Source organism: Cellulosimicrobium sp. ES-005 (assembly GCF_040448685.1).
GTDB classification, from domain to species: Bacteria; Actinomycetota; Actinomycetes; order Actinomycetales; family Cellulomonadaceae; genus Cellulosimicrobium; species Cellulosimicrobium cellulans_G.
This window is the reverse complement of the sequence record NZ_CP159290.1, coordinates 2,846,426-2,869,672: the sequence shown is the minus strand read 5'-3', so window position 1 is coordinate 2,869,672 and position 23,247 is coordinate 2,846,426. Positions and strand designations below refer to the sequence as shown.

The following is a 23,247-nucleotide window of genomic DNA, read 5'->3' as shown; positions in this document are numbered from 1 at the left end:
CGTCAGGCCGAGGTGGGCCCGAACGCCGCGGCGAGGAGCGCCGTCGGGCCGTCGCCCTCGGTGCTCGCGGCGCCGAGAGCGGCGACCTGGAGCACCATCCACGGGCTGAAGGCCCACGGGGTCGCGGCGACCGCGCGCGCGACGTCGCGCGGGTCCGCCCAGGCGGTCTCCATGACCTCGTCAGGGTTCGGCTCGACCGTGCCCGCCGCGCGCGCCGCGTAGACCGGGCAGATCTCGTTCTCCACGACGCCGGACGCGTCGACCGCGCGGTAGCGGAAGCCCGGCACCGCGACCTCGAGGCCCGCGATCTCCAGCCCGAGCTCGTGCCGCCCGTGGCGGACGATCGACTCCTCGGTGGTCTCGGTCCAGCGCGGGTGCCCGCAGAAGGAGTTGGTCCACACGCCCGGCCACGTGCGCTTCCCGAGCGCGCGCCGCGTGAGCAGGAGGCGGCCCGCGTCGTCGAGCACGTAGCAGGAGAAGGCGAGGTGGAGGGGCGTCTCGGTCGTGTGGACCGCGGCGCGCTCGAAGGTGCCGGTTCGGCGACCCTGGTCGTCGACGGTGACGACGTGGTCGGCGGCGACGGGGACGTGCGAGGTCATGCGGCCACTCTCGCACACGCCGGACCTGCACGGGGAAACCTGTCAGGAGTCTGCAGGACGCCGCGGCGAGGCCCCGGGGAGGACGGCGGGCGAGGCTCGGCCGTGAGGGGAGTCACCCCGACGTCGCGCCCCACCGTCTTGCCGGGCCCACCCTGGCGTGAATTAAGGTGAGGGTAACCTCACTAGGCCACCACCGACCGGGCACGCGCCCCCGAGCAGATCCGAGCACCATGACCTCGCCCGCGACCGCCGACGCGCCGATCGGCGTCCCCGACGGGCCCGTCCGGCCCGCGACGGGCCGTGACGACCGCCCGGCCGGGGTCGCCCGCACCAACGCGGGCCGCACCCTCGGGCTCCTCGTCGCCGTCGTGGTCCTCGCGGTCGCGATCGTGCTCAGCCTCGTCGTCGGCTCCAAGCCGGTCCCGCTCGGCACCGTCTGGGACGCGCTCACCGGGTACGACGGCTCGGGCGACCACGTGATCATCCGCGACCTGCGGCTGCCCCGCACGATCGTCGGCCTGCTGGTCGGCACCGCGCTCGGGGTCGCGGGCGGGCTCATCCAGGCCATGACGCGCAACCCGCTCGCCGACCCGGGCATCCTCGGCGTCAACGCCGGGGCGGCGTTCGCCGTCGTGCTCGCGGTCGCGTTCCTCGGGTTCACGGACATCCAGTCCTTCATCTGGTTCGCGTTCGCCGGGGCGGTCGTCGCGACGATCGCCGTCTACGCGATCGGCTCCCAGGGGCGCGGGGGAGCGACGCCCGTGCGCCTCACCCTCGCGGGCGTCGCGCTCGGGGCCGTCCTGGGCGGCGTCTCGCAGGGCATCACGCTGCTCGACCCCGCGGCGTTCGACCGCATGCGCTTCTGGGGCGCCGGCTCGCTGGCCGGCCGCACGATGGAGATGGCCGGCACGATCGCGCCGTTCGTCGTGGTCGGGCTCGTCATCGCGCTCGTCGTCGCGCGCCCGCTCAACACGATCGCGCTCGGCGACGACCTCGCGAGCTCGCTCGGCGCGCACGTGGGGCGCACGCGCGTCCTCGTCGGCGTCGCGGTGATGCTGCTGTGCGGCGCCGCGACGGCGGCGGCCGGGCCGATCGCGTTCGTCGGGCTCATGGTGCCGCACGTCGCGCGCTGGACGGTCGGTCCCGACCAGCGCTGGATCCTGCCGTACTCGGCCGTGCTCGCGCCCGTCCTGCTGCTCGTGTCCGACGTCGTCGGCCGGGTCGTCGTCATGCCCGGCGAGCTGCAGGTCGGGATCGTCACGGCGTTCGTCGGTGCGCCGGTCCTCATCGCGCTCGTGCGCCGCTCGAAGGCGAGCGGGCTGTGAGCGCCCCGGTCCGGGACGACGCGCCCGTGGGACCGCGCGTGGGCGGGCCCTCGTCCGACCGCGCGCACCGCGTCGACTTCGGCCGCCCCACGCGCGTCGTGCGGGGGCTCAGCGGCCGCGCGAGCCTGCGGCTCGACCTGCGCACGCTCGCCGTGTGCGGGGTGCTGCTGCTCGTCGCGCTCGCGATCGGCGTCGTCGCGCTGACCACCGGCGACTACCCGCTCACCGTGCCCCAGGTGCTCCAGGCGCTCGTGGGCGCCGCCGACGGCCCGGTGCACATGGTCGTCGTGGAGTGGCGCCTGCCGCGCGCGCTCATGGCGCTCGTGCTCGGCGCGGCGCTCGGCGCGAGCGGCGCGATCTTCCAGTCGCTCACGCGCAACCCGCTGGGCAGCCCCGACGTCATCGGGTTCAACACCGGCGCGTACACGGGCGCGCTCGTCGTCATCATGCTGCTCGGCGGCGGGTACGTCGGCGTCGCGGCGGGCGCGCTCGTCGGCGGCATCGTCACCGCGGGCGTCGTGTACCTCCTGGCCTACCGGCGGGGCGTGCAGGGCTTCCGGCTCATCATCGTCGGGATCGCCGTGTCCGCGATGCTCGCGTCCGTCAACCAGTGGCTCATCGTCAAGGCGGATCTCGAGACCGCGATGGCGGCCGCCGTGTGGGGCGCCGGGTCGCTCAACGGCATGACCTGGGCGCAGGCGGTCCCCGCGTGCGTGCTCGCGGCGCTCCTCGCGCTCCCGCTCCTGTGGCTCGCGCCGCGCATGGGGCTGCTCGAGCTCGGGGACGACGCCGCGGCGGCCCTCGGCCTGCGCAGCGAGCGGGTGCGCCTCGCCCTCGTGATCGTCGGCGTCGCGCTCACGGCCCTCGTGACCGCGGCGGCCGGGCCCATCGCGTTCGTCGCCCTCGCCGCCCCGCAGCTCGCGCGCCGCCTCACGGGCGCCGCGGGCGTGCGGATCCTCCCCGCCGCCGTCATGGGCGCCGTGCTGCTCGCGGCGAGCGACCTCGTCGCCCAGCGCGCGTTCGCGCCCACCCAGCTCCCCGTCGGCGTCGTCACCGTGAGCGTCGGCGGCGCCTACCTCGTCTGGCTCCTCGTCCGCGAGGCCCGCAAGTGACCACGAACCCGCAGACCGGAAGGACCCCGGTGGCTCTCACGAACCTCGCGGCCGCCCCGAGCGGCGCCGTCGCCGACGCGCCGACCGACGCGCGCGCCGACCGCGTCCCGCCCGCGGACCGCCTGCACGCCGACGGGATCACGGTCGGCTACGACGACCGCGTCATCTCCTCCGACCTCGACGTGAGCATCCCCGACGGGTCGTTCACGGTGATCGTCGGGCCGAACGCGTGCGGCAAGTCGACGCTGCTGCGCGCGCTGTCGCGCCTGCTCAAGCCGTCGCGGGGGCAGGTCGTGCTCGACGGCCGCTCGATCTCCTCGATCCCCGCCAAGGAGGTCGCGCGACGCCTCGGCCTCCTGCCGCAGACGTCGATCGCCCCCGAGGGCATCACCGTCGCCGACCTCGTCGCCCGCGGGCGCTACCCGCACCAGAAGCTCCTGCGCCAGTGGTCGCGCGAGGACGAGGCCGCGGTGGTCGGCGCGCTCGCCGCGACCGGGACGACCGAGCTCTCGGGCCGTCTCGTCGACGAGCTCTCCGGCGGGCAGCGCCAGCGCGTGTGGGTCGCCATGGTCCTCGCGCAGGAGACGCCCCTCCTCTTGCTCGACGAGCCGACGACGTTCCTCGACATCGCGCACCAGATCGAGCTGCTGGAGCTGTGCGCCGACCTCAACCGCGACCGCGGGCACACGCTCGTCGCGGTGCTGCACGACCTCAACCACGCGTGCCGCTACGCGACGCACCTCATCGCCATGAAGGACGGCGCGGTCGTCGCCGAGGGCGCGCCGGCCGACGTCGTGACGGCCGACCTGGTCGAGGACGTGTTCGGCCTGCCGTGCCGCATCATCGCCGACCCCGTGACGGGCACCCCGCTCGTCGTGCCCGAGGGTCGTCCTCGCCGCGCCTGACCGCGCGGCCCCCGTTCCCCGCCGGTCGACCCACCCGCCCGACCGGCCCCCCACCGTCCTGCGCTCGCCCGCACCGCCTCGTCGGAGGAGCAACGCATGACCCGCACCACCCGTCCCTCGTCCACCCTGCCCACGGCAGCCCGCCCGACCCGGCACCGGCGCCCGGTGCGCTCCCTCGCCGCGGGCGCGCTCGCCGTCGGGCTCGCGGCCACGCTCGCCGCGTGCTCGGCCGGCACCGAACCCGGGACCGACGGCGCGGACCCGTCCGCGGCCGCGGACGGGTGGTCCTGGACGTCCTCGGGCTACGGCACGACGTACGCGCTCGACGAGGCGCCGGACAGCCTCGTCGTGGACGGCTACACCGCCGCGGCGCTGTGGGACTACGGCGTGCGGCCCGCCGGGGTGTTCGGCTACGGCTTCTCCGACGCCGGCGCGCTGTCGATCGGCAACGCCCGGGTCGACGAGATGGAGGTCGTCGGGGCCGACGCCGAGCTCAACCTGGAGAAGCTGCTCGCGCTCGAGCCCGACCTCGTGATCGGGTTCGGCAACGAGGACGGCACGGCCTGGACCTGGTGGGACGACACGGTCACCGAGGAGGCGACGGCGGTCGCTCCGTTCGTCGGCATGAGGTTCTCGGGCCGGCCGGTCGTCGAGGTGATCGAGGACTACGCGTCGCTCGCGGAGGCGCTCGGCGGCGACGTCGACTCGCCGGAGGTCGCGGAGGCGAAGGCCGCGTTCGACGAGCGGCTCGACACGCTGCGCGGCATCGCGGCGGAGAAGCCGCTGACGATCCTGCCGCTCAACGGCGCGGAGCAGCTGTGGGTGGGCCAGAAGAACCTCGGCCAGCTCGCGCTGCTCGAGGAGCTGGGCTTCACGATCGGCGGGCCGCAGGACCAGGAGGGCTGGGCCGAGCTGAGCTGGGAGCGCGTGCCGGACCACCCGGCCGACCTCGTGCTGAGCTACACGGGCTCCGACGAGGCGATGGCCGCCAACCCCGTCTACGCGGGGCTGCCCGCGGTGCAGGCGGGCCAGGTCGTCGGGTGGGACGACAAGCGGCCGTTCACCTACGCGAGCTACGTCGAGTGGTTCGACGAGCTCATCGCGGTGCTCGACGGCGCCGAGGTCGTGTCGGGCGCGCCGACGTCCTGACGCCCGCGCCGTCCCACCAGTCGAGGACGACGGTCGCGTGGTAGGTGAGCCAGCGCGACGGCTCGCCCGCGGGGGCGTCGACCTCGAACCACACCCGGCCCGGGTGGCGCCGGCCCTGGAGCCAGGTGCCGTCCGGGCGCCGGGCGCGGCGGACGTGCTCGACGGCGTCCGCCGCGCGCGGGTCGGGAGGCGTCCCGTCGAGCAGCGACGCCTCGCGCAGGTAGACCAGCGCGTTGAGCACGCTGTAGTACCAACGGAACGGGTACGCGAGACGGAACACCCAGTCCCCGACGGGCTCGCCCGTGCTCAGGCGGCGGAACAGGCCGCGGCGCAGCAGGTACTCCTCGCCGGAGCGACGCGCCGCCCGCAGCTCGTCGCTGCCGCCCGCGAGCTCCTGGTACGCGAGCAGGCCCTTGAGCGCGTTGAGGGTCGAGTGGAACGAGGAGACGGTGGCGCCCTCGACCCAGTCGCAGTTCCACCCGCCGTCGGGCAGCCGGCCCGCCACGACGGCGGCGAGCAGCTCCGAGACGTCGGCCCCGAGCCACGCACCCGCGGCGAGCGTGTACCCGTTGATGCACCAGTCGACCTCGCCGCCCCAGTAGGGCAGGTCGTCGTACTCCCAGCGGCTGTGCGCCGCGAGCAGCTCGGGCGTGCGGCGCGCGCGCAGCACGCCAGGGTCGAGCCCCCACTCGCGCAGCGCGACGAGCGACCACGTCGTCGCCGTCCAGGGCTGGCCCTCCTCGGGCGCTCCGCCGGCGTCCACCGCTCCCGCGTCCGCCGGGAAGTACGCGCCGCCCGCCCACTGCCCGTCGGGGTCCTGCAGCGCGAGCAGGCGCGCGCCGAAGCCCTCGGTCGCGACGCGCGCCCGCGTCGCCTCCCAGACCTCGGGAGGCGCGTGCACGACGTCGCGCTCGACCCGCCACCGCAGCGCCGGGTCGGCGTCGAGCAACCAGTCGACCAGCCCGTCCTCGGGCGGCCCTCCGGGAGTGGCAGCGGCCATCCCGCCACGCTACGCCCGGGCGCACGCGGCGTCAGCCCTCGTCGTCCGCCCGTCCGGCGACGACGGCGACGGCGCGCGCGAGCTCGTCCCCGCTCGGGACGGCGTCCGGGTCGAGGAGCCAGAGGATGCCGAGGCTCTGCACGAGCACGAAGTCGAGCCGGGCGACGGCCGCGAGGTCGGCCTCGCTCAGCTCGGGCCGGGCCGCCCGCCCGACGCCGCACGCTTCCACCTTGTCGTCGGGGCCGACGGCGTCCACTCCGCGACGCGTCGGCTCGCGTTCGGGCCGGAGGAGCAGTTCGTGACCTCCCTCGGCGGCTACGCGGCGTTCTCGACGTCCCCGACCCCGTCGCCGGCCGGGTGGTGCTCCTGGGGGACGCGGCGTCGTGCGGCTCGCCCATGACGGGCCAGGGCACCGCGACCGCCCTGGTCGGCGCCTACCTCCTCGCCACGCGGCTGGGGGCGACCCCCGGACGACCCCGCCGGCGCGGCGCCGCGCTACGCGGCCGACGTCGCCCCGTTCGTCGAGGCGGGGAAGAAGATCCCCGGCGGGGGCATCGCCCGCATGGTGCCGGGGAGCCGGCTGGAGGCGGCGGTGCTGCGCGCGACCACCGGCGTCATGCGGTCGCGCGCGCTGCGCCCGCTGGTGCGGCGCATGTTCCGGGCGGGTGGCGAGGCGCCGTCGCTCCCGGCGACCGACGCGGCGCCGCAGCCCGTCCGCTGAACGACCGCCCGGCACCCTGCCGTGCCGGGCCCGCCGCGGGCCCGGCACGGCGGGTCGTCAGACGAAGCCGAACACGGGCGGGAAGACGACGGCCACGATCGCGGCCCACGCCGCGTACACGGGCAGGAACCGGGTCTGCCAGGCGACGAGGTCGGCGAACGGGCGCCGCCCGCGCAGGAACGCCGTCGCGAGGACGGCGGACCACACGAGGTGCACGAGCAGGAGCAGGTTGAGCCCGAGCGCGGCGGCCTTGTTGGGGCTGACGCCGAACTCGGCGATGCGCGTGAGCATCGCCGTGAGCGCGACGGCGTCGACCGCGAGCGCCGCGACGACGAGGACGACCTGGAGGCCGTCGAAGAACGACCCGGGCGCGAGCGGGTCGCGCGCCGAGACCGAGTAGAGGAGCAGGCACAGGACGAGCACGAGGATCGCGTCCATGAGGATGAGCAGCTCGCGGTCGACGGCGGCGAGGTTCCCCGCGGTCGCGAGGACGACGAACGCGGCGAGGAGCATGACGAGCGTCAGCGGCGTGAAGACGCGCGTGAGCACGGGCGCGATGTTCTCGACGACGTTCTGCTTGGCCTCGACGAGCCACGCGGCCACGATGAGCGCCGCCGGGACGCACAGGGTCAGGATCCAGGCGTCGAGATAGGGCTCGAGGTCGACGCCGGCGAGCGAGAAGACCCCGATCGTCAGGCCGAGCAGGACGCCGCCGCCGAGCGCGATGAGCGTGTAGTACACGGCGAGCTCGCCCGTGAACCGCACGAAGTCCATGCGTCGTGCGTCCGAGCGCCACCGCCCGCCGACGTACGCGAGCCCGACGACGGACCACAGCGTCACGGGCGCGGCGAGCGCCGCGAGGACGAACGTCGAGTCCGTGGGCTGGAACGGGTACAGGTTGAGGACGAGGCCCAGCGCGACGAACGGCACGACGAGCGCGCCGACCACGCGCGCCGTGACCTGCCGCTTCCACGCGAGGTAGGCCGTGAGGAACGGCAGCACGAGGAGCCCGACGTTGAGGCCGACCGTCTCCCACGGGAGGAGCACGGTCGCGACCTTCACCGTGACGCCCACCGCGACGGCGAGCGCGAGCACCACCGCGAGCTCGCGCCACGACCGCGTGCGGCCGGTCGGCTGCTCGCCGACGAGGACGAGCTGCTTCCACAGCCGCTCGGAGTGCTCCTGCGCGAACTCGCGCGAGAGGTCGTCGAGCGTGCCCATGCGCTTCACCGCGACGAGGAACGCCTCGTCGTCGTCGAGCCCGGTCGCGCGGAGGTCCTCGACCCGCTCGCGCAGATGGTCCTCCATCTCGTCGACGTCCGCGCCGGAGATGGCCTCGCGGCGGCGGACGTAGCCGCGCCACTGGTCGATCTGGGCCTCGAGCGCGGCGTGCGGGCCCGGGCTCGCCCCGCCCGCGGGAGCGGTCGTGGCGCCCATCAGGCCCACCCCTCCGCGACGCGCGGCGGGGTCGGCAGCCCGTCCTGCGCCGCGCGCCAGACCTGGTGGAGCGCGTGCGTGACGACGTCCCACTGCGCCTGGCGCTCGACGAGCGCCTCGCGCCCCGCGGCGGTGATCGCGTAGTGCTTGCGGCGCCGCCCGACGTCGGACGTGCCCCACGACGCCTCGACGAGACCGAGCCGCTCCAGCCGGTGCAGCAGCGGGTACAGCATGCCGTCGGTCCACTGCATGCGGCCGCCCGAGAGCTCGTCGACGCGCTTGAGGATCGCGTACCCGTACGACTCGCCGTCCGCGAGGATCCCGAGCACGAGCGGGGTGGCCGACGCGGCCACGAGGTCCTTGTCGATACGCATGGCACTCCTATGCCTAGTTCTTCTAGGGATATAGACCCTAGCAGATCTAGGGTTCGCGGAGCGGTCCTGGGGGCTAGCGTGGTCCTGCGACGCGGTCGTCACGTCGCGAGCGGGACGCCCCTCGCCGGCCGCGACCGGGGGGTGGGCCATGCCTCGCACGTACCTCTTCGCCCTGACCGACGGCGGCGGGACGGTCCCGCCGGAGGTGGGGGCCGTGCGGCGGCTCGTGGAGCGCGGGTACCGCGTGCGCGTGCTCGCCGAGGACTCGATGGCTCCCGAGGTCCGCGCGACGGGTGCGACGCTCGCCCCGTGGCGCACCGCGCCGAACCGCCCCGACCGCGACCCGGCGCACGACCCTCTCCAGGACTGGGCGGCGCCCAGCCTGCTCGCGCAGGCGCGCGACATGGGCGACCACCTCATCGCGGGGCCCGCGCCGGACTACGCGCGCGACGTGCTCGCGGCCGTCGACGACGAGCGTCCCGACCTCGTCGTGACGTCCGTCTTCGCGTTCGGCGCGATGATCGCCGCGCAGTCGCGCGGGATCCCGTTCGACGTCCTGATCCCCAACGTCTACGCCCTGCCCACGCCCGGCCGCACGCCGTTCGGTGCGGGGCTCACGCCCGCGCGCGGGCCGCTCGGCCGGCTGCGGGACCGCACGATCACCGGTCTCTCGACGCGCGTGTTCGACCGGTACACGCGCGACCGGCTCAACGCCCTGCGCGCCGACCTGGGCCTCGACCCGCTCGCGCGCTCGTGGGAGCAGATGAGCGCCGCGCGCCGCCAGCTCGTCATGACGAGCCCGGCGTTCGACCTCCCCGGCCCGCTCCCGGCGAACGCCCGGTACGTGGGGCCCGTGCTCGACGACCCGGCGTGGGCCGACGACGTCCCGTGGGCCGCACCGCCGGGCGACGCCCCGCTCGTCCTCGTCGCGCTGTCGTCGACGTTCCAGGACCAGGCGGCGCTCCTGCGGCGCATCGTCGCCGCGCTCGCGACGCTGCCCGTGCGCGGCGTCGTCACGACCGGGCAGGGGCTCGCGCCCGACGCGGTGCCGGGCGCGGCGAACGTCTCCGTGGTCTCCGCCGCTCCCCACCACGAGGTGCTGCGCGACGCCGCGCTCGTCGTCACGCACGGCGGGCACGGCACGCTCCTCAAGGCGTTCGCGGCGGGCTGCCCCGTCGTCGTCCTGCCGCACGGGCGCGACCAGAGCGACAACGCCGTGCGCGTCACGCTGCGGGGCGCGGGCGTCACGCTCTCGCGGAACGCCTCCGCCGAGCGGGTCGCGCGCGCCGTCGGGCAGGTCCTCGGCGACCCCGCGTACCGGCGCCGGGCCGCCGCGCTCGGCGCCGCCGTCCGGCGCGACGCCGAGCACAGCACGCTCGTCGCCGAGCTCGAGGACCTCGGCCCCGAGGGCGACCCACGACCGTCAGGCTGACCCGACGGACGCCGCGGCGCGAGGGCGCGACACCGTCCCCGGCCACGCCCGGACCGCACCGTCCGGGGATGCACGAAGTCCCGGCCAGGAGAACCTGACCGGGACTTCTCGAGGGTCTTCCAACTGCACCAGTCGGAGCCTCGTCACGTGGGAGGTTTCCGAAATGCTCGTGCCTGCGGGAACTCGCCATATTGGTGGGCAACGCCACGTGTCGGCGGTGCGCCGGTTGCTTCACAGGAAGCTGTCAGGGGTGTGAAGTAGGGTGTGAAGCATGGCAGATCGACTGCGTTTCCGACCGTTCACTGGCGACACGGAGAAGAAGATCCGGCTGAAGAACGCCCCTCTGGCCCTCGTGCTGTGCCAGATCCGCTGGCCCGAGTTCCAGCATCTCAGGGGAGATCTGAGCGAGACCGCGCAGGCGTTCGGCTCGGTGCTTGAGGAGTATCCGGTCATCTCGAACCTGCACGAGGTGGCCTACACGCTCACGCCCGAGGGCGTCTCGCAGCAGCCCGGCGACAAGATCTTCCAGTGGCACTCGATCGATGGCGTGTGGCACATCAGCCTGAGCCGTCGATTCGTGACTATGTACTGCACGACGTACACGTCGTTCCCGGAGTTCCTGGAGCGGCTCGAGCTTGTCTTGGAAGCGGTCCGGGCGCAGGTCAAGGTCCCACTCGTCGAGCGAGTTGGTGTTCGGTATGTCAACCAAGTCACGGACTCGCGGCTCGTCGAAAACCTCGGGGAGTACGTGCGGCCGGAAGTCCTGGGGTACTCGGGCCTGGTTGGCATGTCAGACGATGTTCGTCTCGCATCAAGCGCCAACCAGGCCCGATACGTGGTTGACGACGCTGCGCTGCAAGTCCGTTCGGGGATCGTGCCTCCAGGCGAGACCGTCGATCCTGCCGTTTCGCCGGCACAGGTCCCTTCGTGGGTCCTCGACCTGGATGCGTCGTCGGAGCGTGTGGCTCCGTTCGACCCGTCGAACGTGCTGTCGACCGCCGGAAGGTTGTCTGACTTCGCATACGACTTCTTCAAGCACGTCTCGACCGAGGGGTTCCTCAGGGAGTTCGGTGATGCCGAGTGACGTCTACTTCAGGCGCAACTCTTGACCGCCGCCTCGTCGGCACTCGCGTTCCGTTCGCTCTCGCGTTCGGTTGCGCGCTCGTAACCTCGTCGGCAGTGGGAGTCGCTCCGCCTGCGCACCCGTGGATGACCACCTCGGTCCGTGAGGACTACTCACCTGTGTCCGTCCCGGAGTTCGCCGTCCAGATGGGCCAGACGAGTTCGGGCGTGCTGAAGACGGATGGCTCAGTGGCCAGCGGGGTGGCAACATCGCTGTCCCAGCGCATCGCCGAGATTCGAGCGCTGGTCGGTCTCACGACCGATCAGGTCGGACGGCTTTTCGGTGTCTCGCGACGATCTGTGCACAACTGGATCAACGGCAATGCGATGGCTCCGCACCACGAGGAGCGGGCTGCTGCGATTCTTGCCATCGTCCAGGCGTTGCCGGGCTCAACTCCAGAGGAGCGTCGCTACGCGCTTCTCGACTCGAGCAGTGGCGCGAGCCTGTTCCATCAACTCATCGCGACAAGGGGCGAGGCCGTGCGACTGCAGGTCGCGGGTGTGTCGGCAAAGGAGCGGATTGGGCTGTGATTAATGCCACCGACGGGCAGGTGGTAGCGGACGACTGCTCGAACCTCCGACAAGGTGATGTCGTCGACCTGGCAGAGTTGCGCCTGCCTGCCGCCGACGGTGGGTTCGAGAGCGTGCCCACACCTGCGGGCGTTGCCATCCTCAGCCAGACCTGCGATGTCGTCCAACCGAGCAAGACCCGGTGTCTTGTTGCACCGGTCGTCGTCGATCCGACCGACGCCGCGCTCTCCGGCGCGCGGAAGGGACAGAAGCCCCTGCATCTCTACCTGGAGTCACATGGAACCGAGGCGGCGAAGTGCATCGCCGACATGGAGCGGGCAGTCTCGATCCTCAAGGCCGACCTTGGCCGGTCTCGGCTTGTGGCTCGTTACGTGACGGAGACAAGCGGGCCGGAGGCGCGGGCGGTCGCGTGGCGGGTCGGCCGGGCCTTCAGCCGCTTCCCATTTCCGGACGAGGTTTACCCGGCCTTCAGCAAGCTCCGGCGACAAGCGCAGGACAAGGCAGGTTCGTCGGGAAACTTCGGCCGCGTACTCGACCTAGTGGAGGACCTTCGAGTCTCTGCGGACCAGTGGGCGAGCCCGGGTCGGAACCTGACGTTGTACATCGTCGTGGTCGAGGAGCGTTTGATCCCGCCGGACGACATGGACCCGAGCTGGCGGTGGGATCCCTCTCGCGTTGCCGGTCTCCGTGCGGGTGACGCGGCGAGCAGCCTGTCGCTCGACCGCGCCTGCGAACTCATTCTCGCCAACCTCGATCGCGACCCGACCTCGCTTGCGCATCTCTGGAGTATCTTCGGGGCGACCGTCGAGTCGAAGTTGCTGGCCCCGTCTCTCGACGCCGAAGTCGCATCCTTCAGGGTAGAGGTGTTGTCGGATGCCGAGATGACGTACCAGCAGTACCAGCGGACGGAGAGCCTTGACCTGGAGGTTCTGTCCGACTCGACCGGAACTTCGAACTGATGCCCAGATGGGCGTGCAATGTGCGGGATTCCCAACGTGCCGTTGACTGCTAGTACCAGCGCGATCACCGCTCGCGAAAGACGCTCAACGCGAGGATCTGTTTCACGGACACAACCTGAACCGCGGGTTTCTTCTCCAGGTCCTCGACCGGCACTCCACCGAGCTGCTGCTTACGATCTATTGGTCGGCTCAACACGGTCGAAATCTTCCGGTGGACCTCCAGTCACGACCACCCGACCCATGGGCCGAGCCACTCGGTCGGCGCGCCGACATCGCCGAGGACCACCGCTGCGCACCAGGTACCCGGCGACAACTAAGACCATCGGCATTGCGCGACCCCGGCCCGCGCCACCCACCGCCGCGCCCCGGGGACGCCCCACTCGTCCCACAACAGCGGGCTTCACCAGTGTCGACGCCCCCGTACAGGGCCTGCGCCGTCGCCCAGGGCCCGACTGCACCTTCCGGAACGCAGAAAGTCCCGGCCAAGAGAACCTGACCGGGACTTTCCGAAGGTGTTCCGGCCCTGAAGCCGATACCTCTTCACGTGCGCGAGGGGGGACTTGAACCCCCACGCCCTTTCGGACACTGGCACCTGAAGCCAGCGCGTCTGCCATTCCGCCACTCGCGCGTGCCGCAGAAGACTAGCACGACGCACGACGGCGCCTGGAACCGCTCGGCCCGACGTGACGGCCGCCACGTGCCGGTCGTCGCGCACCGACGAGAGCCCCGACGGCCGGGCGCCCGACGTTCACACGCTCCGCCCCGAACGCGCCACATCCGTCCGGAGATCGTGCGACGAATCGGGCCTCCGGCGCAGACGTGATCGATACGATCTAGGTAGTCTGCCCGGGACGCGGGTATGCACGAGGGGGCCACCAGGAGCACGTCCGGAGGAGCAGACGACGACCGCGCGGCGCGAGCCGCGGCACGAGCGAGCACGAGGGAGGAGGTGGCATGGGAGTCCTGGACCGCTTCGAGAAGGGCGTGGAGCGCGTGGTGAACAACGCGTTCGCCAAGGTCGGGCGCAGCGAGGTCAAGCCCGTCGAGCTCGCGAGCGCGCTGCGGCGCGAGGTCGACGACCGCGCCGCCGTCGTGGACCGCGAGCGCACGGTCGTGCCCAACGAGTTCACCATCGAGCTGTCGGTGGACGACTTCGGCCAGGTCGAGGGGTGGGGCGCGGAGACGCTCGCCGACGAGCTGGCGTCGAACGTCACGCAGTACGCGGCGTCGCAGCACTACGCGTTCGTCGGCCCGGTGAGCGTGAGCTTCGAGCAGAACGACACGCTCGACGTCGGCCGCTTCCAGCTCCGCTCGGCGAGCGTGCGGGGCAACGTGGCGCCCGCGACGTCCGCGTCCCCGAGCACGCGGCACCCGCTCGTCGACATCGACGGGCAGCGCTACCTGCTCACGGGCCCGGTCACGGTCATCGGCCGCGGCTCGGAGGCCGACATCGTCGTCGACGACCCGGGGGTCTCGCGCCGCCACCTGGAGATCCGCGTGACGCCGGAGGGGGTCATCGCGACGGACCTCGGCTCGACCAACGGCCTGTTCGTCGAGGGTCACCAGGTGCCGGCCGCGACGCTGCTGGACGGCAACTCCCTGACGATCGGCCGTACCCGCATCATGTTCTGGACCGGCGCGTCCGACAACGAGGAGTGGTGATCCGGCCCGCATGACCGACCTCACGTTCACCCTGCTGCGGCTGGGCTACCTGGTGCTGCTCTGGGTGTTCGTGCTCTCCGCGATCGGGGTGCTGCGTCGGGACCTGTACGGCACCAAGATCACGCCGCGCCGGGGCCGCAAGGGCACCGCGCAGGCCGCGCGCCCGACGTCGGGCCCCACCCCTGCCGCGGCGCCCGAGCCCGCGCGTCCTGCCTCGCCGGCCGGGCCGTCGCGGCTCGTCGTCACCGCCGGCCCGCTGACGGGCACGACGATCCCCCTCACGACGTCGTCGATCCTCATCGGGCGGGCACCGAGCTGCACGCTCGTGCTCGACGACGACTACTCCTCGTCGCGCCACGCGCGCATCTTCCCGCAGCACGGGTCCTGGTTCGTCGAGGACCTCGGCTCCACCAACGGCACCTACGTCGAGGACCAGCGCATCGGCCAGGTGACGCCGCTGGGTCCGGGCACGCGGGTGCGGATCGGTCAGTCCGTCGTCGAGCTGCAGAGGTAGCCCGCAGTGAACATCGCCCTGCGCTACGCCGCGCGCTCCGACGTCGGGCTCGTGCGCTCCAACAACCAGGACTCCGGCTACGCCGGCCCGCACCTCCTCGTCGTCGCCGACGGCATGGGCGGCCACGCCGGGGGAGACGTCGCCTCGTCGATCGCCATCGCGGCGCTCGCACCGCTCGACGGCGAGTCGCACGGCCCGGACGACGCGCTCGCCGAGCTCGAGCGCTCGATCGACCACGCGCGCCAGGACCTCGTGGACCGCAGCGTGACCGACCCCGAGCTGGTCGGCATGGGCACGACCGTCACCGCGATCCTGCGCGCGGGCAACAAGCTCGCGATGGCGCACCTCGGCGACTCGCGCGCGTACCTGCTGCGCGACGGCGAGCTCACCCAGGTCACGACCGACCACACGTTCGTGCAGCACCTCGTGGACACGGGCCGAATCTCGCCCGACGAGGCGGAGACCCACCCGCAGCGCAACGTCGTCATGCGCGTGCTCGGCGACTTCGACATCGACCTCACGCCCGACATGTCGGTGCGCGAGGCGAAGCCGGGCGACCGCTGGCTCCTGTGCTCCGACGGGCTCTCGGGCTTCGTCAGCCCCGAGACGATCGCCCAGTCGCTCTCGGACACCCCCGACGTCGACGAGTGCGCCGACCACCTGCTGCAGCTCGCGCTGCGCGCGGGCAGCACGGACAACGTGACGGTCGTGGTGGCCGACATCGTGGACCTCGACACGCTGCCCGACGGCACGGCGCCCGGCACCGGGGCCCAGGTCGTCGGGTCGGCCGCGATCGACCGCGACGCCCCGACGTCGGCCGCGGACGGCCCCGCCGCCCGGGCGGCGGCCCTCATGGCGAGCGCGAACGCGCCCGCCGCGACCGAGGAGCCCGCCGCGGACGGCGCGGCGGATCCCGCGCAGGGGGCCGAAGCCCCGGCCGAGACCCCGGGGGACGGCGACGACGACGTGCGGCCCGGCCGCGCGCCTCGCCGCTGGATCACGGTCGTCGCGATCCTCCTCGTCGTCGCGGGCCTGGGCGTGGCCGGCTGGGCGGGCTACCGCTGGACGCAGACGCAGTACTACGTCGGCGTCGCCGACGGCCAGGTCGCCGTGTTCCGCGGCATCCCGGAGAACGCGGGCCCGGTGACGCTGTCGACACCGATCGAGCTCACGGGGACGCGCGTCACGGACCTGCCGGGCTACGTCGTCGACCGCCTGGAGACCACGATCCCCGCGGAGTCGCTCGAGGACGCCCGCGCGCGGGCGGAGCGCCTCGTCGCCGAGGCCGCGGAGGAGTCCACCGACGCGCCCGCGACCGACGACACCACGGAGGCGCCCACCGAGGGCGCCACCGAGACCCCGGAGGCCGGGGCGCCCGACGTGACCCCGGCACCCACCGGCGGCGCCGGCTCGGGGGCCTGATGGCCACGGTGGAGACCACCGAGGTGCGCCCCGGCCGGGGCGCGGAGCTCGGTCTGCTCGTCCTCGCGCTCGCGCTGGGCATCGGGGCGTACGCGCTCGTGGGCCTCCAGCTCACGGGCGAGCTCCCGGGCCGCTTCTACGTGTACAGCATCGGCACCGTGGTGCTCGCGGGCGCCGCGCACCTGCTGCTGCGCTTCAAGGCGCCGTACGCGGACCCGGTGATCCTGCCGATCGCCGTCGCGCTCAACGGCATCGGCCTCGCGATGATCTTCCGCCTCGACCTCGGCTCGCAGGTCACGGGCGGGACCCAGGACCTCGCGCCGCGCCAGCTCCAGTGGACCGCGCTGGGCATCCTCTGCGCGTTCGCCGTGATCTGGTTCCTGCGCGACCACCGGACCCTGCGGCGCTACACGTACACCGCGATGATCGCGGGCATCGTGCTCGTCGCGCTGCCGCTCGTCCCGGGCCTGGGGACGCGCATCAACGGCGCGCAGATCTGGATCAACGTCTTCGGCTTCTCGCTCCAGCCCGCGGAGTTCGCGAAGATCGCGTTCGCGATCTTCTTCGCCGGCTACCTCGTGACGAACCGGGACACGCTCGCGCTCGCCGGGCCCAAGGTGCTCGGGCTCCAGCTCCCGCGCCTGCGCGACCTCGGGCCGATCATCATCGTCTGGCTCGTCTCGCTCGCGATCCTCGTGTTCGAGCGCGACCTCGGCACGTCGCTCCTCTTCTTCGGGCTCTTCGTCGCGATGCTCTACATCGCGACCGAGCGCGTGAGCTGGGTCGTCATCGGCCTCCTGCTCATCGCGGTCGGCGCGGTCCTCGCGGCGTCGACGTTCGGCCACGTCCAGGCGCGCGTCGACGTGTGGCTGCACCCGTTCGACCCCGAGATCTTCGGCCGCAGCCCCGGCGGCTCGGGCCAGCTCGTGGGCGGCCTGTTCTCGCTCGGCAACGGCGGGCTGTTCGGCACCGGCTGGGGCGCGGGCTACCCGCGCACGGTCCCGTACGCGTTCTCCGACTTCATCTACGCGTCGCTCGGCGAGGAGCTCGGCCTCACGGGCCTCATCGGCATCCTGCTCGCCTACCTCATCCTCGTGGAGCGCGGCCTGCGCACCGCGATCGGCGTCCGCGACGGGTTCGGCAAGCTCCTCGCCGGCGGGCTCGCGTTCGTCATGGCGTGGCAGCTCTTCGTCGTCGTCGGCGGGATCACGCGCATCATCCCGCTGACGGGCCTCACCATGCCGTTCGTCGCCCAGGGCGGGTCGTCGCTCCTCGCGAACTGGCTGGTCGTGGGCCTGCTGCTGCGCATCTCCGACGACGCGCGGCGGCCGTCGTCCCTGCCCGTGCGCGGGCAGGTGGCCCCCGGCGGGGCGCGCACGCGCCCCGACTCGGAGCCGGTCGAGGTCGTGGGCGGCGGGGCTCCCGCCGTCGGTGCCCGGCCCGACGACGCGCCCACCACGGTCGGGGCGCCCGCCGCGGGCGCCTCGGCAGGACCCGTCACAGGTCCGACGCGCGCGACGACGGGCGTGCAGCCCGCCGTCGGGCAGACCGGCGACGTCTCGGCCCACCCCGACGAGCTGCGCACGGAGGTCGTGCGGCGCCCCGGTCCCGACGGCACCCACCCGGAGACCGACCCCTGGGGAGGAGCCCGGTGAACGTCCCCCTGCGTCGCGTCGCGACGGTCGTCCTCGTCATGTTCCTCGCGCTCATGGTGTCGACGACGTACATCCAGTTCGTCCAGGCGGACTCGCTCAACAACGACTCGCGCAACGCCCGCACGATCTACCGCGAGTACAACAAGTTTCGCGGCCCGATCGTCGTCGCGGGCGACGCGATCGCCTCGTCGACCCCGGTGGACGACGCGTTCGGCTTCCAGCGCCAGTACGCGAACGGCCCGCTATACGCGCCGGTCTCGGGGTTCCTCTCGCTCACCAACGGGCGCACCGAGATCGAGGACAAGGAGAACGACTACCTGAACGGCGAGGCGAGCTCGCTGTGGCTCGACCGCCTCAGCGCGCTGTTCACCGGCAAGCAGCCCCAGGGCGCGTCCGTCGAGCTGACGATCGACCCCGCAGCGCAGCAGGCCGCCTGGGACGCCCTGGGAGACCAGCGCGGCGCCGTCGTCGCGATCGAGCCGAAGACCGGCCGCGTCCTCGCGCTCGTGTCCAAGCCGAGCTACGACCCCAACGAGCTCGCGACGCACGACACCGCCCTCGCGCGCGAGCGCTACCAGGAGCTGCTCAACGCCGACGGCAACCCGATGTCGAACCGGGCCATCCGGGGCAACACCTACCCGCCGGGGTCGACGTTCAAGATCGTCACGTCGGCCGCGGCGCTCGAGAGCGGGCAGTACACGGCCGAGACCGTGATCCCGGCCCCGGACGAGCTCCCGTACCCGCAGTCGACGCAGACGATGAAGAACTTCGGCGGCACCCGCTGCTCGCCCACGGGCGAGATGACGCTCGCCGACGCCCTCCGCATCTCCTGCAACACCGCCTTCGGCGACCTGGCCATGACGCTCGGCGAGGACGCGATGCGGGACCAGGCCGAGGACTTCGGCTTCGACGCCCCGCTCGAGATCCCGATGGACGTCACGCCGAGCCAGTTCCCCGCCGAGGGCACCCCGGGCGCCGACCCGGCGGGCATCGCGCGCGCGGGCATCGGGCAGGGCGAGGTCAAGGTCACCCCGCTCCAGATGGCGATGGTCGCCGCCGCGATCGCGAACGACGGCGTGCAGATGGCGCCGTACACGGTGGAGACGATCCGCAACCCCGACCTCGACGTCGTCCGCCAGTCCGAGCCGCGCCGCCTGCGCACCTCGGTGTCGCCGTCGACCGCCGAGCAGCTCACGCAGATGATGCTCGGCGTCGTGCAGAACGGCTCCGGGAAGGCGGCGCAGATCCCGGGCGTGCAGGTCGCGGGCAAGACGGGCACCGCCGAGACGGGCGGCGAGGCCGCCCCGCACGCGTGGTTCACGAGCTTCGCGCCCGCCGACGACCCGCAGGTCGCCGTCGCGGTCATCGTCGAGAACGGCGGCTCGCTCGGCAACGAGGCGACGGGCGGCGCGATCGCCGCGCCGATCGCGCGCGCCGTCATGGAGGCGGTGTTGAACGGATGAAGCCCGTGAGGGGGCTGACGCTCGGCAACCGCTACCGCCTCGTGCGGCGCATCGCCGTCGGCGGCATGGGCGAGGTCTGGGTCGCGGCCGACGACGCGCTCGGGCGCGAGGTGGCCGTCAAGGTCCTGCGGACCGAGTACGCGGGCAACGAGGACTTCCTCAACCGCCTGCGGACCGAGGCCCGCAACAGCGCCGCGCTCTCGCACCCGAACATCGCGCAGATGTACGACTACGGCGAGACGAACGGCTCCGGGTACCTCGTGATGGAGCTCGTCGTGGGCGAGCCCATGGCGGACCTGCTGGAGCGCGAGCCCGTGCTCCCGCCCGCGCGGCTCCTGCCGATCCTCGCGCAGACCGCCCGCGCGCTGCACGCCGCGCACCTGTCCGGCGTCGTGCACCGTGACGTCAAGCCGGGCAACATCCTCATCGACCGCTCCGGCACCGTGAAGATCACCGACTTCGGCGTCTCGCTCGCGGCCAACCAGGTCCCGATGACCGCGACGGGCATGGTGATGGGCACGGCCCAGTACCTCTCGCCCGAGCAGGCCGTCGGGCAGGCGGCCACCGGGGCGTCGGACATCTACGCGCTGGGCATCGTGGCGTACGAGTCGATCGTCGGGAACCGGCCGTTCACCGGGTCCACGCCGGTCGACATCGCGGTCGCGCACGTCAACGAGCCCGTGCCGCCGCTCCCGTCGTCGGTCGACCCGGAGCTCGCCGAGCTCGTCATGGTCATGCTCGCCAAGGACCCGTTGGCCCGGCCGCACCCGGCCGACGCCCTCGCGCGCGTCTTCGAGGAGATCCAGGCCCGCCTCGCGGCCGACCCGTGGTCCGCCCGGGCCGGCGCGGCCGCCAACACCCGGCGCGGCCGGCGCGCCCGCACGACGGCGGACGACGCCCCGCGCGCACCCGAGCCCGACCCCGCGCCCGTCATCACGCCGCTCGTCATCCCGGCCGCCGTGCGCAACCCGCACCCGGTCGACCCCGCGACGCCGTGGATCGCCCCGGAGGCCCGACCAGGCGCCCACGCGGCCGAGCCCGCAGGTGGCCACCTCGCCGAGAGCGACGCCGAGCCCGTCGGGCGGGCGACCGCTCCGCCGTCCGACACGCCGCCCGCGCCCGGGCCCGCCCTGCCGTGGGAGCGCCCCGTCCCCACGACCGCGGGCGACGACCCGGCCGGTCCCCGCGCCTACCCGCCGCGCCGCGAGATGCACGGCGGCACCCGCTCGTCGCGGCGCCCCCAGCCCGCTCGCGGCGGCACGCGGCCGGGCTCCGGGTCGGCCGCGAGCACCCCGCCGGCGGCACCGGCCACGCGGGCCGAGGCCCGGCGGCAGTCGCAGGCCGCCCCGTCCCGGTCGTCCTCCGGGCGCCGCACGTCCACCACGACGGGGCGGCGCCTCGGCGGGCTCCCGAACGGCCTGACGTGGCCTCTGGTGGCCCTCCTCGGCCTCCTGCTCGTGCTCGTGATCGCCACCATCGCCTCCCTCGGGGACCGGGACGGGGGCGACGCCGACGCGGCTCCCGCGGCCGTCGTCGAGACGGTCACCGACGCCGACGCGTCGGGCTCCCCGGGGCCCTCCGGACGGGTGACATCGTGACGACATCGTTGTGTTCCCGGCTTTCCCGGACGCCCTCCAGTGGGATGATTGCGCCAGATGTGCCGCGCGCGGACGCGCCCGCGGCTCCGACGACACCGAAGGACGAATGAGTGGTGGACAACGCTCCCCGAGTGCTTGCCGGGCGCTACCAGGTCGGTGAGCTCATCGGCCGTGGTGGCATGGCCGAGGTGCACATCGGGCACGACAACCGCCTCGGTCGCACGGTCGCGATCAAGATCCTGCGGTCCGACCTCGCCCGCGACCCCACCTTCCTCGCGCGCTTCCGCCGCGAGGCCCAGGCCGCGGCGTCCCTCAACCACCCGGCGATCGTCGCGGTGTACGACACGGGCGAGGACGTCCACGCGGACGCCACCGGCAACTCGGTGCACGTCCCGTTCATCGTCATGGAGTACGTCGAGGGCCACACGGTCCGCGACATCCTGCGCGACGGCCAGGCCGTCCCCATCGACGAGGCCGTCGAGATCACGGCGGGCGTGCTCGCGGCGCTCGAGTACTCGCACCACGCCGGGATCGTGCACCGCGACATCAAGCCCGCGAACGTCATGATCACGCCCACGGGCGCGGTCAAGGTCATGGACTTCGGCATCGCCCGCGCGATGGCGGACTCGGCCGCGACGATGACGCAGACGCAGGCCGTCATCGGCACCGCCCAGTACCTCTCGCCGGAGCAGGCGCGCGGCGAGACGGTCGACGCGCGCTCCGACCTGTACTCCACCGGCTGCCTGCTCTACGAGCTGCTCACCGGCCGCCCGCCGTTCATCGGCGACTCGCCCGTCGCGGTGGCCTACCAGCACGTGCGCGAGGCCCCGGCGACGCCGAGCGCCGTCGCGCCGGACGTCCCCGAGGTCCTGGACCGCATCACGCTCAAGGCGCTCGCCAAGGACCGCACGGCCCGCTACTCGAACGCGGCCGAGTTCCGCGCCGACCTCGAGAACGCCGTACGCGGCGGGGCGATCACGGCCCCTGCGCTCGGAGTCGCCGCCGCCGCGGCGGGCCTCGGTGCCGCTGCCGCGGCCGCCGATCTCCAGCCGACGATGGTCGAGTCCGCGACGCAGGTCATGGCGCCCGCAGCGGCCGCCCCGAACCCGTGGGCGACGAGCGTCGCACCGGCCGTCCCGCCCGGGGACGAGGTCCCGGGGGAGGACGAGGAGGAGCCCAAGAGCCGCAAGGGCCTCATGTGGACCCTCATCGCGATCGGCGTGCTCGCCCTCGCGGCGATCATCACGATGCTCGTCATCAACAGCCAGGGCGAGGAGGAGCCGACGACGGGCACGGTCCCGACGCTCTCGGCGCCGATCACGCCCGAGGAGGCAGAGAAGGCGATCACCGACGCCGGCTTCGAGTACGCGCAGGCCATCGACCAGGAGTCGACCGAGCCCGAGGGGACGTTCACGAGGACCGACCCCGCGGGAGGCACCACCCAGGAGCTCGGCTCGACCGTCACGGCGTTCTTCTCCGCCGGACCGGACGCCGTCACGCTGCAGGATCTCAAGGGCAAGACCCAGGAGGAGGCCCGGCAGTACCTCGCGGACAACGGTCTCAACGTCGGCGACGTCGCCACGGAGGACTCCCCGGACGTCGCGAAGGGGTCCGTGACGCAGACGGACCCGGGCGCGGGCCAGTCCGTGCCCGCCGGGTCGACGGTCAACCTGTTCGTGTCGAGCGGGCTCGTCACCCTGCCTGACGTCACTGGTCAGCAGTTCGACGCCGCGAAGGCGACGATCGAGGCCCTCGGTCTCGGGGTCGACCGCAGCGACGAGGAGTCCGACGAGGCCGAGAACCAGGTCCTCTCGCAGCAGCCCAACGCCGGGAGCGTCCCCCAGGGGTCGCGCGTGACCCTCAAGGTCGCGATCCCGCGTGCCGCGGAGACGACGACGGTCCCGTCCAACCTCGTCGGGATGACCGAGGACCAGGCGGCGGACGCGCTCGGCGGCGCGGAGCTCAACGTGGGCACCCGGCAGACCCAGGAGTCCGACCAGTGGCCCGCCGGCACGGTCATCGGCTCGGACCCACGGGGTGGCTCCGAGGTTCCCGTCGGCACCCAGGTCTCGCTCATCGTCTCGACCGGCCCCGGCCCGTCGACCGGTGGCGACAACGGCGGCGGCCCCGGCGGTGGGGGCGGCGGAGGCGGCGGCGGGAACAACGACGGCTGACGCGCCGCCCGGCTCGGTATGACGAACGGGCCCCCACCTCGCGAGGTGGGGGCCCGTCGTCGTCCGGAGGACGAGCGGTCAGCAGCCGGGACC

At 73.3% G+C, this 23,247-nt stretch carries 21 protein-coding genes and 1 tRNA gene; 16 read left to right on the top strand and 6 right to left on the bottom strand.

Annotated features, from left to right (window positions below):
• Nucleotides 1–2: 2 nt before the first annotated feature.
• The gene (gene idi / locus ABRQ22_RS12605; RefSeq protein WP_353706972.1) at nucleotides 3–599 is read right to left on the bottom strand and encodes an isopentenyl-diphosphate Delta-isomerase; all 597 of its coding nucleotides are present in this window, start codon (nucleotides 597–599) and stop codon (nucleotides 3–5) included.
• A gap of 230 nt (nucleotides 600–829) precedes the next feature.
• Here idi and ABRQ22_RS12600 point away from each other — a divergent pair, with 230 nt between their 5' ends.
• From ABRQ22_RS12600 to ABRQ22_RS12585, 4 genes are all read left to right on the top strand, one after another.
• Nucleotides 830–1,924 carry an iron chelate uptake ABC transporter family permease subunit gene (locus ABRQ22_RS12600; protein ID WP_353706971.1) on the top strand — a complete coding sequence of 365 codons (1,095 nt, stop codon included), beginning with the start codon at nucleotides 830–832 and terminating at the stop codon, nucleotides 1,922–1,924.
• A 38-nt stretch (nucleotides 1,925–1,962) separates the two neighbouring features.
• Entirely contained in the window at nucleotides 1,963–3,036 is a 1,074-nt protein-coding gene (fepG, locus tag ABRQ22_RS12595) for an iron-enterobactin ABC transporter permease (protein WP_353709551.1), read from the top strand.
• A gap of 122 nt (nucleotides 3,037–3,158) precedes the next feature.
• Nucleotides 3,159–3,941, top strand: a complete 783-nt coding sequence (locus ABRQ22_RS12590; RefSeq protein ID WP_253052482.1) for an ABC transporter ATP-binding protein — start codon at nucleotides 3,159–3,161, stop codon at nucleotides 3,939–3,941.
• Between the two features lie 96 nt (nucleotides 3,942–4,037).
• A complete protein-coding gene (locus tag ABRQ22_RS12585) occupies nucleotides 4,038–5,090 on the top strand; it encodes an ABC transporter substrate-binding protein (protein ID WP_353706970.1) in 1,053 nt (350 codons plus the stop codon).
• Here the strand turns inward: ABRQ22_RS12585 and ABRQ22_RS12580 are convergent.
• Both ABRQ22_RS12580 and ABRQ22_RS12575 read right to left on the bottom strand, forming a co-directional pair.
• A complete protein-coding gene (locus tag ABRQ22_RS12580) occupies nucleotides 5,038–6,090 on the bottom strand; it encodes a squalene cyclase (RefSeq protein ID WP_253051615.1) in 1,053 nt (350 codons plus the stop codon). The genes ABRQ22_RS12585 and ABRQ22_RS12580 overlap by 53 nt on opposite strands.
• Before the next feature lie 31 nt (nucleotides 6,091–6,121).
• Nucleotides 6,122–6,346 (bottom strand): hypothetical protein, encoded by a 225-nt coding sequence (locus tag ABRQ22_RS12575; protein ID WP_353706969.1) that lies wholly within the window; start codon nucleotides 6,344–6,346, stop codon nucleotides 6,122–6,124.
• Nucleotides 6,347–6,652: 306 nt separating this feature from the next.
• On the opposite strand from ABRQ22_RS12575, the gene ABRQ22_RS12570 reads away from it, so the two are divergent.
• A complete protein-coding gene (locus tag ABRQ22_RS12570) occupies nucleotides 6,653–6,811 on the top strand; it encodes a hypothetical protein (RefSeq protein ID WP_353706968.1) in 159 nt (52 codons plus the stop codon).
• A 57-nt stretch (nucleotides 6,812–6,868) separates the two neighbouring features.
• On the opposite strand, the gene ABRQ22_RS12565 is transcribed toward ABRQ22_RS12570, so the two are convergent.
• Both ABRQ22_RS12565 and ABRQ22_RS12560 read right to left on the bottom strand, forming a co-directional pair.
• Complete coding sequence (locus tag ABRQ22_RS12565; RefSeq protein WP_253051612.1) at nucleotides 6,869–8,248, bottom strand: permease prefix domain 1-containing protein; 1,380 nt, start codon at nucleotides 8,246–8,248, stop codon at nucleotides 6,869–6,871.
• Nucleotides 8,248–8,622 (bottom strand): helix-turn-helix transcriptional regulator, encoded by a 375-nt coding sequence (locus ABRQ22_RS12560; protein WP_353706967.1) that lies wholly within the window; start codon nucleotides 8,620–8,622, stop codon nucleotides 8,248–8,250. The genes ABRQ22_RS12565 and ABRQ22_RS12560 overlap by 1 nt, the downstream gene beginning before the upstream one ends.
• A gap of 148 nt (nucleotides 8,623–8,770) precedes the next feature.
• Here ABRQ22_RS12560 and ABRQ22_RS12555 point away from each other — a divergent pair, with 148 nt between their 5' ends.
• The 4 genes from ABRQ22_RS12555 to ABRQ22_RS12540 all read left to right on the top strand — a co-directional run bounded on the left by ABRQ22_RS12555 (nucleotide 8,771) and on the right by ABRQ22_RS12540 (nucleotide 12,666).
• Complete coding sequence (locus tag ABRQ22_RS12555) at nucleotides 8,771–10,054, top strand: glycosyltransferase (protein ID WP_353706966.1); 1,284 nt, start codon at nucleotides 8,771–8,773, stop codon at nucleotides 10,052–10,054.
• A gap of 271 nt (nucleotides 10,055–10,325) precedes the next feature.
• Complete coding sequence (locus ABRQ22_RS12550; protein ID WP_353706965.1) at nucleotides 10,326–11,138, top strand: TIGR04255 family protein; 813 nt, start codon at nucleotides 10,326–10,328, stop codon at nucleotides 11,136–11,138.
• Nucleotides 11,139–11,263: 125 nt separating this feature from the next.
• Nucleotides 11,264–11,707: a helix-turn-helix transcriptional regulator gene (locus tag ABRQ22_RS12545; protein ID WP_353706964.1), complete on the top strand. Its 444-nt coding sequence runs from the start codon at nucleotides 11,264–11,266 to the stop codon at nucleotides 11,705–11,707.
• Nucleotides 11,704–12,666 carry a hypothetical protein gene (locus tag ABRQ22_RS12540; protein ID WP_353706963.1) on the top strand — a complete coding sequence of 321 codons (963 nt, stop codon included), beginning with the start codon at nucleotides 11,704–11,706 and terminating at the stop codon, nucleotides 12,664–12,666. The genes ABRQ22_RS12545 and ABRQ22_RS12540 overlap by 4 nt, the downstream gene beginning before the upstream one ends.
• A gap of 545 nt (nucleotides 12,667–13,211) precedes the next feature.
• On the opposite strand, the gene ABRQ22_RS12535 is transcribed toward ABRQ22_RS12540, so the two are convergent.
• Nucleotides 13,212–13,294: transfer RNA gene (locus ABRQ22_RS12535), tRNA-Leu, on the bottom strand.
• Nucleotides 13,295–13,620: 326 nt separating this feature from the next.
• Here ABRQ22_RS12535 and ABRQ22_RS12530 point away from each other — a divergent pair.
• The 7 genes from ABRQ22_RS12530 to pknB all read left to right on the top strand — a co-directional run bounded on the left by ABRQ22_RS12530 (nucleotide 13,621) and on the right by pknB (nucleotide 23,154).
• A complete protein-coding gene (locus tag ABRQ22_RS12530; protein WP_047230883.1) occupies nucleotides 13,621–14,328 on the top strand; it encodes a DUF3662 and FHA domain-containing protein in 708 nt (235 codons plus the stop codon).
• Between the two features lie 10 nt (nucleotides 14,329–14,338).
• Nucleotides 14,339–14,842: an FHA domain-containing protein gene (locus tag ABRQ22_RS12525; protein WP_353706962.1), complete on the top strand. Its 504-nt coding sequence runs from the start codon at nucleotides 14,339–14,341 to the stop codon at nucleotides 14,840–14,842.
• 6 nt (nucleotides 14,843–14,848) lie between these two features.
• On the top strand, nucleotides 14,849–16,264 hold the full coding sequence (locus ABRQ22_RS12520) for a Stp1/IreP family PP2C-type Ser/Thr phosphatase (protein ID WP_353706961.1): 1,416 nt from the start codon (nucleotides 14,849–14,851) through the stop codon (nucleotides 16,262–16,264).
• Nucleotides 16,264–17,919, top strand: coding sequence for an FtsW/RodA/SpoVE family cell cycle protein (locus tag ABRQ22_RS12515; protein WP_353706960.1), 1,656 nt, complete (start codon nucleotides 16,264–16,266; stop codon nucleotides 17,917–17,919). Before ABRQ22_RS12520 ends, ABRQ22_RS12515 begins: the two co-directional genes overlap by 1 nt.
• Nucleotides 17,916–19,382 (top strand): penicillin-binding protein 2, encoded by a 1,467-nt coding sequence (locus tag ABRQ22_RS12510; protein WP_253051606.1) that lies wholly within the window; start codon nucleotides 17,916–17,918, stop codon nucleotides 19,380–19,382. The genes ABRQ22_RS12515 and ABRQ22_RS12510 overlap by 4 nt, the downstream gene beginning before the upstream one ends.
• Nucleotides 19,379–20,980, top strand: a complete 1,602-nt coding sequence (locus ABRQ22_RS12505; RefSeq protein WP_353706959.1) for a protein kinase — start codon at nucleotides 19,379–19,381, stop codon at nucleotides 20,978–20,980. Before ABRQ22_RS12510 ends, ABRQ22_RS12505 begins: the two co-directional genes overlap by 4 nt.
• A gap of 110 nt (nucleotides 20,981–21,090) precedes the next feature.
• Nucleotides 21,091–23,154, top strand: a complete 2,064-nt coding sequence (gene pknB, locus ABRQ22_RS12500; protein ID WP_353706958.1) for a Stk1 family PASTA domain-containing Ser/Thr kinase — start codon at nucleotides 21,091–21,093, stop codon at nucleotides 23,152–23,154.
• The last annotated feature ends 93 nt before the right edge of the window (nucleotides 23,155–23,247 follow it).